This is a genomic window from Flavobacterium arcticum, from assembly GCF_003344925.1.
Lineage (GTDB): Bacteria > Bacteroidota > Bacteroidia > Flavobacteriales > Flavobacteriaceae > Flavobacterium > Flavobacterium arcticum.
On the sequence record NZ_CP031188.1, the window covers coordinates 862,430 to 875,963 of the forward strand.

Below are 13,534 nucleotides of genomic sequence, written 5' to 3' on the forward strand. Positions count from 1 at the left end.
TTAAATTCACTACAATAAAAAAGCCTCTGATTTCTCAGAGGCTTTTTGTGCGGGTGAAAGGACTCGAACCTTCACACCGTGAGGCACCAGATCCTAAGTCTGGCGTGTCTACCAATTTCACCACACCCGCAGGAATAACAAACTTGATATGCGTTTCATTATTGTGAGTGCAAATATACGCATAGTTTGAAATAATGCAAATAATAAATGAAAAAAATATTATTATTTTTTTATGTACTTTTGACAGTCAACCTATATCATTAATTTTAAAATGGATAACATAAAAAGCTACGTAGCGGAGCATAAAGAAAGATTTATAAACGAGCTTATAGAATTATTAAAAATACCTTCGGTTAGTGCCGATAGTGCATTTTCTCAAGATGTAATGAATACTGCCGAAGCAGTAAAAGAAAGCCTTGAAAAAGCAGGTTGCGACCTTGTCGAGATTTGTGAAACACCAGGCTACCCTATTGTATATGGCGAAAAAACAATAGATAAAAATCTACCAACAGTTTTGGTTTATGGTCATTATGATGTTCAACCTGCCGACCCAATTGAGCTTTGGACATCACCGCCATTTGAACCAGTTATTAAGCCTACTGATATCCATCCCGAAGGAGCAATTTTTGCTCGTGGTGCTTGCGATGACAAAGGTCAAATGTATATGCACGTAAAAGCACTAGAGTACATGGTGCAAAACAACACTTTACCTTGCAACGTAAAGTTTATGATAGAAGGCGAAGAAGAAGTAGGATCGCCAAGTTTAGGATGGTTTATAGAGCGTAATCATGAAAAACTTAAAAATGATGTAATATTAATTTCTGATACAGGAATGATATCTAACACGCAGCCTTCTATTACTACAGGACTAAGAGGACTTAGCTATGTAGAAGTAGAAGTTACAGGCCCTAACCGTGACCTGCACTCAGGTTTATATGGTGGTGCAGTTGCCAATCCAATAAACATATTAGCAAAAATGATTGCTCAACTTCATGATGAGAACAATCATATAACTATCCCTGGGTTTTATGATAAGGTAGAAGAGCTATCTCGCGAAGAACGTGATGAAATGGCAAAAGCACCTTTCTCGCTTGAAGCATATAAGAAAGCATTAGACATAGAAGACGTACATGGCGAAGCCACTTATACTACAAATGAACGTAACTCTATACGACCTACACTAGATGTAAACGGTATATGGGGCGGTTATATAGGCGAAGGTGCTAAAACGGTTATTGCTAGTAAAGCCTATGCAAAAATATCAATGCGTTTAGTACCAGACCAAGACTGGAAAGAAATTACCGATTTATTTACCAAACATTTTGAGGGCATCGCTCCTAAAGGGGTTAAAGTAAAAGTAACGCCTCATCATGGCGGGCAGGCATATGTTACCCCTATAGATAGTATTGGGTATAGAGCTGCTGCAAGTGCTTATAACGAAAGTTTTGGTATTAAGCCAATACCTGTGCGATCTGGAGGTAGTATTCCTATTGTAGCTTTATTTGAAAAAGAATTAAAGAGCAAAACTGTAATGATGGGCTTTGGTTTAGATAGTGATGCCATCCACTCGCCTAACGAACACTTCGGGGTATTCAATTACCTGAAAGGTATCGAGACAATTCCGTTATTTTATAAATATTTTACTGAAATGAGTAAGTAAGTAATAAGTCAACAATGAAAAATACAGCTTCAAAAAACTTTTTTACAATAGCTATAACTTCACTTATGGTGCTGTTATGCTTTCGGGTAAGCGCACAAGAAATTAGCGAAAAAGAAAGTTCCCGAAAAGTTCTCGATTCAACAGATATCGTACATAAGCAACCACAGTATCCAGGGGGACAAAAAGAACTTTATAATGATTTATTACAAAGTTTTAAAACACCTAAAGCACCTGATGGAACTTATAAAATTTATATATCGTTTAGTGTTGAAAAAGACGGTTCGATGTCAAATATAAAAACGATAAAAGATCCTGGATATGGTATGGGTGAAGAAGCTATAAGAGCACTTAAAAGTATAGATAAAAAATGGGCTCCAGGAGAGAATCGTAGTGGCAAACTGCTTCGAGTTGCTTTTACACTCCCTCTAACAATAAATATTACAAAGTAAACAGAATTCTATTTCAATTAAAAATCCGCCCATTGTGGCGGATTTTTTTGTTTAAAACCAAACATACCAACCATTTAAAACATTTTAACAGAAAACACGTTATATTTGTAATCATCATCAATCAAATCAATCATCATGTTAAAACGTTTTTTCATCACCTGTTCTGGTGCAGACAGGGCTATTATCTATAGTTGCTCCAACGGCGAACAAAATAAATATGCAGGTATAGGTGCTACCGTGTTTTTTACCGCCTTACTCGCATGGATTGCTTCTTCTTACGCTTTATTTACAGTATTCGATAACATTTATATCGCCTCCTTTTTTGGTCTGATATGGGGTTTGCTTATTTTTAACCTCGATCGTTTTATAGTTTCTACTATTCGCAAACGCGATCATTTTAGTCAAGAGTTATTACAGGCAACTCCGCGTATTATACTTGCCATTATTATAGCCATCGTAATATCTAAACCTTTAGAAATTAAAATTTTTGAAAAGGAAATTGATACCGTACTGCTTAAAGAGAAGAATGATATGGCACTTGCCAATAAAAATCAGGTTGCTGATTATTTTACGAGTGACATCAGCAAAAATAAAACCTCTATAGATAGTTTAAAGTCAGAAATTTTAAAAAAAGAGAAAGAAGTAAACGAACTGTATGCTACCTATATTGCCGAAGCTGAAGGTACAAGCGGCACATTCAAACTAGGAAAAGGTCCTGTATATAATGAAAAACGAGAAAAGCACGATACTGCATTGGCACAGTTAAACTCTTTAAGAGAAAAGAATACTGCAAAAATTGAAGCAAAAGAGGCAGTAGCTGCAAATCTACAAATAGACCTCCATAAAAAAATTGCCGACAGTCAGCCTGTAATTGATAATTTTGACGGATTAATGGCACGCATCAAAGCATTAGATAAATTGCCTTTGCTACCCTCTTTGTTTATTATGCTCTTGTTCTTAGCTATAGAAACATCTCCTATTATTGCGAAATTACTTTCGCCTAAAGGTGAATACGACTTTAAGCTAGAAGAGAATGAAATGGCTTTAAAAACTAGCTTGGCGCAGAATAACTACCAACGCGAACTAATGCGTACTACCGATGCAGGTATTTATGATGATATATATGGCGAGATAAGACAGGATAAAGAACTGTACAACTACAAGAAGAAAAAAGCTATTGAACTACTGGAAATGCAAGCCGATAGTTTCTCTAACAAGCAAAAAGGAGTTATGTAATCTCTGCCTGCACTTTTTTGGTCAGGCTTTTAAAAATAAGTTCATAAGAGTGATCTATAAGCTCTTTTAAAAGCGATAGCGGTACATCACTATTTACGGTTACTGTATTCCAATGCACTTTACTCATGTGATATCCAGGGTTTATACCCTCATATGCTGCACGCAGTTCCAAAGCTCTTTCTGGGTCACATTTTAGATTTATAGCCGCTTCGCCTTGTTCCCATTTTACGAGTGACGAAAGCGCAAACATCTTGCCCCCTACTTTAAACACTAATGTATTTTCATCAAAAGGAAAATGTTCGGTAACTCCTCTTTTAGCTAAACAATATTCATAAAATTGTTGGACATTCATAATACTAACGTTCTAACTTATATAATACAGGTTTACTCGGCGAAGCATCATTTACAAACGATGCTATTTGCAAATTAAGCAAGTAAGCACCATCATTAACTGAATCCAGTACATAAATCATCTCGGTTATAGTCGCATCATGTCGCGCATCTGCGTTCAGATTATTCACATCCTTTACATTCCAAAAAGCTTTATGCGCTAACAGCTTGCCTTCATCCTTTTCTTTATCCACACTCGGTAAATCTATTAGTAAATGTTTTATACCCCATTCGCAGATATAGGTTGCTGCTGCCTCTTCAAGATAAGGCGGATTACTGTTGCTGTATTTTTTCGATTGCTTTGCTGTATCATTAGGTAATGTGCGAATTACTATCGCTTCGGGAGTTTTACCGTTTAAAGCTTTTTCAATCTGCGCTCTGGTTATAACCAAATCATCGCCTTGCATTTCAGGTTGAATAGAAATCAACTCAGCTATAAAAAAGAACTTTTTTATAGCCTCGTTAATGCTGTAAAAATCTTTAGTGATATGCCCTAAGCACTCGGTATGTGTACCGTGACCATGTGGGTTAAAAAAGATGTTGTTAAAATTGGTAGAAGACCCCTTGCCTACCTTACCTACCCAATCGCCCATTGTTACAGGCTCGATAGTGGGCTTATCAATATACCATGCGATAGGATTATTCTCATCACCTGAAAGCGGAATTGAAATATCTAAAGGGTTAGAAAGATTGACTGTATAAGTAACACTTTTGTGTTCTATGGTAGTTTTCATGTGCTGTACATTATACCGCCAAAGCGGAATTTGTTGTTATTCCAAATTTATGAAAAACAAATCGCTGGCAATGCCATCAGCTAAAAATTTACCCTTTCGGGTTGTTTTTAAAATACCGTTTTCAAAAGCCAGTAATCCATTATTAATAAAGTGACTGCTTTCTTTAATGAGATAATCATAATACTCTGAACCAAATTCGCTGTTTACTCGCTCTGTAGAAACACCCCAAATAGTGCGCAGTCCCGTCATAATATACTCATTATACCTATCTGTTATGGTAAGGTTTTCTTCTTCTGAGGGTAATTCATTATTCTGGATAGCTTTTAGATAAAGTGCATTATTAGCAACATTCCAACTTCGGCTAATACCATTATAGCTATGTGCTGAAGGACCAATACCTAAATATCTTTTACCTAACCAATAGGCAGTATTATTTTGCGAAAAATAGCTCTCTTTACCAAAATTAGATAATTCATAATGTATAAAGCCATTTGCTTCGAGCGTATCTACTAGCAGTAAAAATTGTTCCTGTGCTGCTTCATCGCTAGGCGGTGCGATGATTCCTTTTTTTACAAAAGTGTGTAATGCCGTTTTAGGTTCTACTGTAAGGGCATAACTGGAAATATGGGGCACCCCAAATGATAATGCCCTTTGTACATTTTGTAGCCAACGCTCATTACTCATATTAGGAATACCATATATCAAATCGATAGAAATATTATCAAAATATGCTACGGCTTCGGCAATACACTCGGTCGCTTCTTGGGCATTGTGGGCACGATTCATCATTTTTAGATCTTCTTCAAAAAACGACTGTACACCTATGCTTAGCCTGTTAATTGGAGTTTTAGACAATTCAATTATTCGACTACCCGATAAATCATCAGGGTTAGCCTCTAGTGTGATTTCGGGATTATCAACAACAATAAAATTATTATAAACAGCATCTATAATAAGCTGTATCTCTTCATTCGATAAAACTGACGGTGTACCACCTCCAAAATAAATGGTTTGTATTAGTCCATCTTTAAGCTCATCTTTACGAGCGCTTATTTCAGAAATAATAGCCACAATCATTTCTTCCTTCTTTTTTAATGAAGTCGAAAAATGAAAATCGCAATAGTGACATGCCTGCTTGCAAAATGGTATGTGTATATAAATACCTGCTCCTTTTTTATTTAGTAAAAAAGAAGGCTCTTTATTATCTGTATCTATTGTTTTTGCTGTCATTTTTTCGAAACTCTACTTTCGTTCTGTTTTACAAAAGCATCCCAACCCGTATAGCTTTTACCTCCAACGATTTTACCCGAATTAAAAAAATGGCATACTGCTGCTGCAAGCCCATCGGTACTATCTAGGTTTTTGGGTAGTTCGCCTATATTTAGTAATTGTTGTAGCATTTTTGCTACCTGCTCTTTACTGGCATTACCACTACCTGTAATTGCCATTTTTATTTTCTTAGGTTCATACTCCGTAATAGGTATTTGGCGCGACAGTCCTGCTGCCATAGCCACACCTTGTGCTCTACCTAACTTTAACATCGACTGCACATTTTTACCAAAAAATGGAGCTTCTATGGCAATCTCATCAGGATGATGGGTTTCTATAAGCTCTATAGTACGCTCAAAAATAATTCTGAGCTTTACATAATGATCATCATACTTTTTAAGATCTAGCTCATTAAGTTGCAAAAACTCCATCTTTTTGTTAACCACTTTTATGAGTCCGAAACCCATAATGGTTGTACCAGGGTCAATACCTAATATAATACGTTCGTTTGCCAATTTAATTTCTTTATTTTGCAGCTATGCCTACTCTATCTCGCAAAGCTAAACAATTCCTTACGGTTCTTACTAAACTTTTAATTGTTGGCGGCGCTTTTTATTTTATTCATGATAGGCTTACCAACAACGAACAGCTGGACTGGCAAAGGTTTACAACCATGCTTGACCAACAACAATCATTTTGGATTATAGCTATTATTATAGTGCTTACATTCTTGAATCGTTTTATAGAAATACTAAAATGGCAAAACCTAGCAAACACAATTACCCCTACACCTTTAGCTAAAGCAACCAAAGAAGTTTTAGCTGCTGTAACCGCAGCTTTATTTACACCTAATGGCATTGGCGAATATGCTGCCAAAGCGATGTACTATTCTAAAGAAGAAGCAAAAACAGTTCTATTTCTTAACCTTATATGCAATGGTATTCAGCTTATACTGGCTGTAGCATTTGGAATATTAGGGCTAGTTATTTTTAATATAGCGCACCCTGTCTTATCTGCAAAAGCAGTTTTAATTGTAGTAGCTATTATAGTTATAATTATCTTTTTACTGTTTAGCGGACGTAATTTTACTATAAGGGGTTACTCGATACAAAAATTAGGACAAAAAATTAATGCATTACCAAAAGCTGTACATCGTAAAAATATAATCCTCGCTACATTACGCTATATTGTACTGATACACCAATACTACTTTTTATTTTTAGCCTTTGACGTCACACTCTCCTACCCCGTTTTACTCGCTACCATTGAAGGAACTTATTTTTTAGGATCTTCATTACCTACCTTTCAGTTTTTAGACTTTGCAGTAAAAGGCAGTGTAGCGGTATTTTTCTTTGGATTACTAGATGTAAACGAATGGATTGTGGTATTTGTAGCAACACTAATATGGCTGCTAAATGTAGTAATACCTGTAACTATAGGAAGTTATTACGTATTTAGATTCCGTAGAGAAACTACTCTACATTAAGAATTACGGGGAGTATAAATTGTGTAGTAACAGGTATACCTTCTTTTTGGGCAGGCTCAATTGAAGGAAAATCGACTAATCGATTTTTAAGAATACTATCTATTGCAACACTTGTAGTACTAAGACTGTCGTTTTCAAATTGTGGCTTGAACTCTAAGTGAGAGTCTGCAAATATTGTAACCTCAACATTTATAGTATCTAACTGCGGATAAAGTACCGCTATAGTATCCGCATCTAGTTTTTCTTGTACCAATCTAGCCATTGTTTCAAAAAAGCAATCTTTACGCTGTTGCTTGTCTGTCATAATATCACATTCTACTATAGATGGATAACTCGTCACTTCTGCCCAGTTAATTTCTTCTAGGCGTTTATCTACTAATTCTTGTTTATCGGGTACTTCTCCGCCAAACCATTGACAGGAATTAAACAAAATAAGTGTAAATAAAGTGGCTGTTTTTTTCATTACAAGAAATAATGAGTTTGATATTATGCCAAAAATAGGTAAAAATAATTATCTGCTCCCTCTATGTGTAATAGTTATTTCACAATAAAGCTATCTTGGCTGTATTGTTCATTTTAAATTTAAAATTATCAGTATTGTGTAGTATTATTTCTACACAGAATGAAGTCTTATTGTACAGTAGTAATTTTATTTATTTTATACATTTGCATCATCATTTTTTTTGTGATTCACTGGTTTTGAATTTTTTAAAAAATTAACAAGATAAATAAACAGATTTTTTTCCTTACCTTTGCGCACATTTTTTTCACATTAACCCCCCCCTTTAATCCCCTTAAAAATGTTTCAAAAAATACCCAAAATTATGCTAGCTGCTTTCGCGGCTATTTCACTGCTGTACAGTAATAAGTCTTACAGCCAGAGCCCAACAGCTCCCGCACAAGGATTTAATGTTTTCGCTGAGAACAACATGACATTAATAACTAACGAATCTGAAGGCCCAGTTGCTTGTGGTGGCGACCTAACGGTTCAAGGAAACTACCAAGCTGCTGTACATGATGCAGGTGACTTTACTGTAAATGGTGTTAAAATTGGTGTCTTGATAGGCGGAAAAGTAAATTACCAATCAGGTAACGCTTTACAAGTAAATTCAAACGGTTATATTAAAATAGGAAACGGTAACGGATCTTATGTGTGGTATTATGACCAAAATAATGCGGCTTCACCAATAAGGATTACACCAAGCTCAAATTACAATTCATCTCCAAAAATTATGCTTCAAGCTAATTCAAACCAGTTGAATGTAGGCGTAAGCAATAACCCTGTTTTTGAAGATAATTTGATTGATTTTTCTAGTGCTTTCCAAACCATGGAAACTACTTCTCTAAGCATTTCACAATGCTCAGGGAATGCGCAGTTGACGAACCCTAACGGACAATCGATACCAAACACTAGCCTTCCTAATCAGGTTAAAATAAACTTACAAAACGGTGTTAACTACCTAAATGTAACAGGAGCAGACATGAACAACGTTCAGGTCTTTACTTACAACCAACAACCTAGTGCTTCAAAAATTTTAATTATAAACGTTGATGCGCCAGGAAATTTTAACTGGAGTGTTTGGAACCAAGCAGGTATTGGTTTTAACCAGTGCCCGTATATACTATACAACTTTTATAACACTACAACATTAAACATTGTAGGAAACTCAACTATTGAAGGAACTGTTTTTGCTCCTTTTGCAGATATTACTAAAACCGTTAACCAGTCAAATATTGAAGGACAAGTTATCGGTAAATCGTTAGTTCATGGAGGTGGCGAAATGCATTATGCTAAGTTTGCACCTTCTATAACAGGTTGCGCCCCTGTAGCAGGTGTAGCTCCTACAGCTGAATTTGGTGTGAATAACACTACTCAATGCTTAAATAATAACGAGTTCACTTTTAACAACACATCAAATACAGGCACTGCGGTACAACCTGGAGCACCATTAAGCTACTCATGGGATTTTGGTGATGGTACAACTAGTACAGATATGAACCCTGTAAAAGTTTACACTACAGCAGGAACATATGATGTAACACTTACTACTACAAACACATACGGGTCGGATAACGAAACCATTCAAGTTGTAGTTAACGCTACTACTAATGCAGTAGTTACTCAATCCACTCTTACATCAGGTTCAGGATCAATCACTAAGCAATTCACATTAACGAATAGCACTGACTTTACTGACTTCTCTTGGGCATTATCAGGAGAGGGTACAGGTTTATTTACGAACCAAAACATTGTAAACTTCGAATTTACGCAGGCTGGTTACTATGAAATTACAGTAACCACAATTGACAATAACGGATGTGAAAACACTACTATTGTTCCTGTTGTTATAGCATCAGAAGATGTAAGTACTGGAAATAACGGAGGTTTAGAAAGCGAAAGCCTAGGAGATGTAGTTTCTAAGAGGTATGTACATAGAAAAATGAAAAGTGTTCCAGTGGTTTTAAAGAAAACTAACGCAACACTATACAAGAAAAACACACTAATCAGTAGTTTTGCTGCTCGCTCTGGAGAAGGACAAACGCTTTTAGATATGTTCCCAGAACAACTAACAACTGGCGATGTTGCTCATATTACCTCTCCTACAGATATTCTAGATTACACTATTGCTCAAGAGGTATTGAGTGTTGACTTCTCTTTAGCCGAAGAAACAAAAGCAGTTGTACTTGGCGTTAAAACAGAAGACAAAGTATACAACCACACTAAAGCATCTTGCGACAGGCTTCGTGGTGCAGAGATATTGAATGTAAAAACCATTCAAGTTGAAGGTTACAACTTTTTAATGCAAGCTATAAAACAAAGAAGCGGAGTTACAGAGTATGCTATTTCATTTGCTATTGGTAAAAACAATAACGACAGCAACTACTTACTTCAAACCAATTGGTTTGTAAAAGAATATACTGCATTAAATGACGTTTACAACTTCCAAGTTTGGGCTACTACTCCTGAAGCTACAGAGAAATTAGTAACCGATATTCTAAATAACTTAAGATCTTACCTTCCTGTTCAACAAACAGAAATACAAAAACTACCTAAAACCTACGCTGCAAAAGTATCGAGAGAAGGTTTAGATATGGTATTGAAACTGAAAAGTACTAAGCAAGCACAGAACATAGAAATATCTATGGACGAGGTTTATAGCGAAACTAATGGTTTTGCATTAAGATACAACCCATTCATCTCTGAAAAAGAGCAAACTGTTAGACTAGAAATAAAAGACGGTTATGAGTATGACGGAATGATTAAAGTAGATGGAGAAATCCAAGATGTTTTTTATCATGCAGATGGTAACTGGGGCTTAGACTATGACGCTACTTATACTACTATAAACAACTACTTTGTATATAACGATTTTGAAAGAGTTTATGAAAATGACGAAATGCCAGTTCATAGAAACGTACAACTAAAGGCACATAGTGAGTATGACTATTTAACGCTTTACAAGTCACTTTTACCAGGTAATTTACCTGCCGACTATACAGAGTATGAATTCTTATCGTTTAAAGCCAAAGGAAGTGGTTTACTAGAGCTTGGTTTAGTAAAATCAACTGTAGAAGAATGGAAACACCAATACAGAGCTATTATCAATGTAGGAGAAGAAGAACAAACGTATTATGTTCCTTTCGATTTCTTTACATCAACTGGTACAACACAAAAAATAACAGCTGACGACTTATCAATGATTACTTTTACATTCTTACCTGTTGAAGCGGGCACTAATGACTTGGATTTAACCATAGAAAATGTACGATTTATTAAGTCGGCACCTGAAGGATACGAAGAGCTATTAAACACTATGGTAAACGAGTTCATGGTATACCCTAACCCATCTCGTGGAAATGTAAACTGTTTACTTTATAGTGACGCAGCCAGCACAGCTACTGTAACACTTCATGACATTACAGGAAAAGTGATTTACTCTGCTCCTGTTAATCTAGAAGAAGGAAGAAATGAATTAGATTTTAACTTTAATGTTCCTTCTGGGTTAATGTTCTTTAACATTACAAGCCCTACAATGGACTTTGGGACTTCTAAAATCATTTTCCAATAAGAAAAGAAAATAACAGACACCCCTTATATAACTAAAAAGAGCTACCATATGGTAGCTCTTTTTAGTTATAAATGTTCTATAAACTATTTTATCTATCAATCATCAACTACTCCCCTTAATAATGAGCTTTAAGAAAAGAAGGATACAAAATAGTTATTACAAACAAAGTCACCTGCACCCTCACACCTATAAAAAACAACACAAAAAGCCCTTGTAAGGCGTTTTTTTTATGGTTTATGAACACATGCATTGATTAGAAATAAGATTAGCACTAAGATCATTAATTTGATGTTTTTAATCTGTAAGATATTTTTTTTACCTCTATAGCAGTCACTATAAACAATAAAACTAATTTCTTTACCTATCACCTATCCATTTGCAAATCTTTTTGAGTTTAGCCCCAACATCTTTTATCATCATCTTTTTTATACAAGTCAATCCTTCTATCAAGTTATTTCAAAATGCAATACAAAGGAAATAAGAAACACGTTTAACGTGCTTTTTTTAAGATCGAAAAAAATAAAGGGAATAGATATAGTAGAGTCTTTAAATCAAAAAAGCCCCCCAAATTAATGGAAAGCTTTTCATTGGTCTAACTACTAAACCTACCGCTCTCGCGGCATAAACAACACAACTATCGTTAAATATTTTTCGGCGAAAAAAGCCTTTCGTTTTTAATCGAAAGGCTTCCTCAACTTTACTGGCGGTCTGGACGGGACTCGAACCCGCGACCCCATGCGTGACAGGCATGTATTCTAACCAACTGAACTACCAAACCAGTGCTTCATTGCGGTTGCAAATATACGACAGATTTTCACTTCTCCAAACATTTCAATGCAAAAAATTGAAAAAAAATCACCTAAATTATCCAAACTTTTGTTTTTCAACAAGGTAGGTGGTTAAAATTTTTTCAAAATTTTCATCAACAGAAACAGGAACATATTTAATTCTGTATTGCATACATGTTTCGGCTACCTTTTTAAAATATAAATCTACTTGCTTTTCATATGCTTCTTTTACATTTTCAGCAAAAAGATTCACTTCCTCTCCAGTTTCTACATCAATAAATTTTCTTGGCACATTATCAAAATCAAAGTTAAACTCTGTTTTTTTATCTGTTACATGAAAAAGAACCACTTTATGTTTATTATGCTTTAAATGCTGTAATGCATTAAACAACTCACTACTCTCGCCTAACTGAAACATATCTGTAAAAAGTATAATCATAGAACGACGATGCATTTTCTGAGCTATTTGATGCAAAAACGTAGTTGTATCGGTTTGTTTTGTCGCTTTAGACGCAGTGAGCGCTCCCTCTAACTTATCCAGAAGCATCCTGTGATGCCTTCCGCTGCCTTTTTCTGGTGCATAAAACTCATAACTGTCCGAATATATACTTAATCCTACAGCATCGCGTTGTTTCTTTAACAGCTCCATTAAAACCGCTGATGCCAATACAGAAAAACCTATTTTATTTTCATAAAACTGCTGCCCCTCTTTTAGCTTCGGGTAATGCATCGATGAAGAGTTGTCTAATATAATATGACAACGCATATTTGTTTCTTCTTCAAAACGCTTTGTATACAGCCTATCGGTCTTTGCGTACAGTTTCCAGTCTATGTGCCGTGTGCTCTCGCCTTGATTATATAGCCTATGCTCTGCAAACTCTGCCGAGAACCCATGAAACGGGCTTTTATGCATACCCGATACAAAACCTTCAACAATTTGGTTAGCCAATAGTTCTAAATGGGAAAATGCTGATATTTTTTCTAACTGATTCTCTATCTTCATACTTTCAAATGTAGGGAAATGTAACTATAAATAAAAAGCCCTAACAATAATTGTTAGGGCTTTTTATATGCGAGTATTACTTTAAAATTATAGTAATGCATCAATAGCATCAGTATAGGTTTGTTTTTGAGCAACACCTACTTGTCTGCCCACAACTTCACCATTTTGAAAAACTAATACTGTAGGTATGTTTCTTACACCATATTTTGCTGCAAATTCCTGATTAGCATCTACATCAACTTTACCTACAACAGCTTTACCTTCGTACTCTTCGCTAATTTGATCCACTATTGGACCTACCATACGACAAGGACCACACCATGCTGCCCAAAAGTCTACTAATACTGGTTTATCTGATTTCAATACTACTTCATCAAAAGTAGCATCTGTTATTTCTTGTGCCATAGTATATGTTCGTTTAATTTTATAAAAACAAATTTAAGTATTAA

General features: G+C 35.4%; 12 protein-coding genes and 2 tRNA genes. 5 read left to right on the forward strand and 9 right to left on the reverse strand.

Annotated features, from left to right (window positions below):
* Nucleotides 1–48: 48 nt before the first annotated feature.
* Nucleotides 49–130 (reverse strand) — tRNA-Leu (locus DVK85_RS03910).
* A 141-nt stretch (nucleotides 131–271) separates the two neighbouring features.
* Between DVK85_RS03910 and DVK85_RS03915 the strand changes: the two genes are divergently transcribed.
* From DVK85_RS03915 to DVK85_RS03925, 3 genes are all read left to right on the forward strand, one after another.
* Complete coding sequence (locus tag DVK85_RS03915; RefSeq protein WP_114677183.1) at nucleotides 272–1,660, forward strand: dipeptidase; 1,389 nt, start codon at nucleotides 272–274, stop codon at nucleotides 1,658–1,660.
* A gap of 14 nt (nucleotides 1,661–1,674) precedes the next feature.
* Nucleotides 1,675–2,109, forward strand: coding sequence for an energy transducer TonB (locus DVK85_RS03920; protein ID WP_114677184.1), 435 nt, complete (start codon nucleotides 1,675–1,677; stop codon nucleotides 2,107–2,109).
* Between the two features lie 135 nt (nucleotides 2,110–2,244).
* Nucleotides 2,245–3,345 (forward strand): DUF4407 domain-containing protein, encoded by a 1,101-nt coding sequence (locus tag DVK85_RS03925; RefSeq protein ID WP_114677185.1) that lies wholly within the window; start codon nucleotides 2,245–2,247, stop codon nucleotides 3,343–3,345.
* Here DVK85_RS03925 and DVK85_RS03930 read toward each other — a convergent pair.
* The 4 genes from DVK85_RS03930 to ruvC are packed head-to-tail and all read right to left on the reverse strand — an operon-like array spanning nucleotide 3,338 to nucleotide 6,253.
* Nucleotides 3,338–3,697 (reverse strand): MmcQ/YjbR family DNA-binding protein, encoded by a 360-nt coding sequence (locus tag DVK85_RS03930; RefSeq protein WP_114677186.1) that lies wholly within the window; start codon nucleotides 3,695–3,697, stop codon nucleotides 3,338–3,340. The two genes, DVK85_RS03925 and DVK85_RS03930, sit on opposite strands and share 8 nt — an antisense overlap.
* Nucleotides 3,698–3,701: 4 nt before the next feature.
* Entirely contained in the window at nucleotides 3,702–4,469 is a 768-nt protein-coding gene (locus DVK85_RS03935; protein ID WP_114677187.1) for a cyclase family protein, read from the reverse strand.
* A gap of 36 nt (nucleotides 4,470–4,505) precedes the next feature.
* The gene (gene hemW / locus DVK85_RS03940; RefSeq protein WP_114677188.1) at nucleotides 4,506–5,699 is read right to left on the reverse strand and encodes a radical SAM family heme chaperone HemW; all 1,194 of its coding nucleotides are present in this window, start codon (nucleotides 5,697–5,699) and stop codon (nucleotides 4,506–4,508) included.
* On the reverse strand, nucleotides 5,696–6,253 hold the full coding sequence (gene ruvC / locus DVK85_RS03945) for a crossover junction endodeoxyribonuclease RuvC (protein WP_114677189.1): 558 nt from the start codon (nucleotides 6,251–6,253) through the stop codon (nucleotides 5,696–5,698). The genes hemW and ruvC overlap by 4 nt, the downstream gene beginning before the upstream one ends.
* Before the next feature lie 23 nt (nucleotides 6,254–6,276).
* Between ruvC and DVK85_RS03950 the strand changes: the two genes are divergently transcribed.
* Entirely contained in the window at nucleotides 6,277–7,224 is a 948-nt protein-coding gene (locus tag DVK85_RS03950; protein ID WP_114677190.1) for a lysylphosphatidylglycerol synthase domain-containing protein, read from the forward strand.
* Here the strand turns inward: DVK85_RS03950 and DVK85_RS03955 are convergent.
* Nucleotides 7,211–7,687 carry a hypothetical protein gene (locus tag DVK85_RS03955; protein WP_114677191.1) on the reverse strand — a complete coding sequence of 159 codons (477 nt, stop codon included), beginning with the start codon at nucleotides 7,685–7,687 and terminating at the stop codon, nucleotides 7,211–7,213. The genes DVK85_RS03950 and DVK85_RS03955 overlap by 14 nt on opposite strands.
* A gap of 337 nt (nucleotides 7,688–8,024) precedes the next feature.
* Here DVK85_RS03955 and DVK85_RS03960 point away from each other — a divergent pair, with 337 nt between their 5' ends.
* Nucleotides 8,025–11,294 (forward strand): collagen-binding domain-containing protein, encoded by a 3,270-nt coding sequence (locus DVK85_RS03960; protein WP_114677192.1) that lies wholly within the window; start codon nucleotides 8,025–8,027, stop codon nucleotides 11,292–11,294.
* Nucleotides 11,295–11,995: 701 nt separating this feature from the next.
* On the opposite strand, the gene DVK85_RS03965 is transcribed toward DVK85_RS03960, so the two are convergent.
* The 3 genes from DVK85_RS03965 to trxA form a co-directional block, all read right to left on the reverse strand.
* Nucleotides 11,996–12,072 (reverse strand) — tRNA-Asp (locus DVK85_RS03965).
* Nucleotides 12,073–12,158: 86 nt separating this feature from the next.
* A complete protein-coding gene (locus DVK85_RS03970) occupies nucleotides 12,159–13,085 on the reverse strand; it encodes a DUF58 domain-containing protein (protein WP_114677193.1) in 927 nt (308 codons plus the stop codon).
* An 87-nt stretch (nucleotides 13,086–13,172) separates the two neighbouring features.
* Complete coding sequence (gene trxA, locus DVK85_RS03975) at nucleotides 13,173–13,490, reverse strand: thioredoxin (protein ID WP_114677194.1); 318 nt, start codon at nucleotides 13,488–13,490, stop codon at nucleotides 13,173–13,175.
* Between the last annotated feature and the right edge of the window lie 44 nt (nucleotides 13,491–13,534).

Excerpts from the sequence above, each read along its gene's own strand:
- trxA (WP_114677194.1), bottom strand. The coding sequence starts at position 13,490 with ATGGCACAAGAAATAACAGATGCTACTTTTGATGAAGTAGTATTGAAA.
- DVK85_RS03950 (WP_114677190.1), top strand. The coding sequence starts at position 6,277 with ATGCCTACTCTATCTCGCAAAGCTAAACAATTCCTTACGGTTCTTACT.
- hemW (WP_114677188.1), bottom strand. The coding sequence starts at position 5,699 with ATGACAGCAAAAACAATAGATACAGATAATAAAGAGCCTTCTTTTTTA.
- DVK85_RS03955 (WP_114677191.1), bottom strand. The coding sequence starts at position 7,687 with ATGAAAAAAACAGCCACTTTATTTACACTTATTTTGTTTAATTCCTGT.
- DVK85_RS03970 (WP_114677193.1), bottom strand. The coding sequence starts at position 13,085 with ATGAAGATAGAGAATCAGTTAGAAAAAATATCAGCATTTTCCCATTTA.
- DVK85_RS03920 (WP_114677184.1), top strand. The coding sequence starts at position 1,675 with ATGAAAAATACAGCTTCAAAAAACTTTTTTACAATAGCTATAACTTCA.
- DVK85_RS03960 (WP_114677192.1), top strand. The coding sequence starts at position 8,025 with ATGTTTCAAAAAATACCCAAAATTATGCTAGCTGCTTTCGCGGCTATT.
- DVK85_RS03925 (WP_114677185.1), top strand. The coding sequence starts at position 2,245 with ATGTTAAAACGTTTTTTCATCACCTGTTCTGGTGCAGACAGGGCTATT.
- DVK85_RS03915 (WP_114677183.1), top strand. The coding sequence starts at position 272 with ATGGATAACATAAAAAGCTACGTAGCGGAGCATAAAGAAAGATTTATA.
- DVK85_RS03930 (WP_114677186.1), bottom strand. The coding sequence starts at position 3,697 with ATGAATGTCCAACAATTTTATGAATATTGTTTAGCTAAAAGAGGAGTT.
- DVK85_RS03935 (WP_114677187.1), bottom strand. The coding sequence starts at position 4,469 with ATGAAAACTACCATAGAACACAAAAGTGTTACTTATACAGTCAATCTT.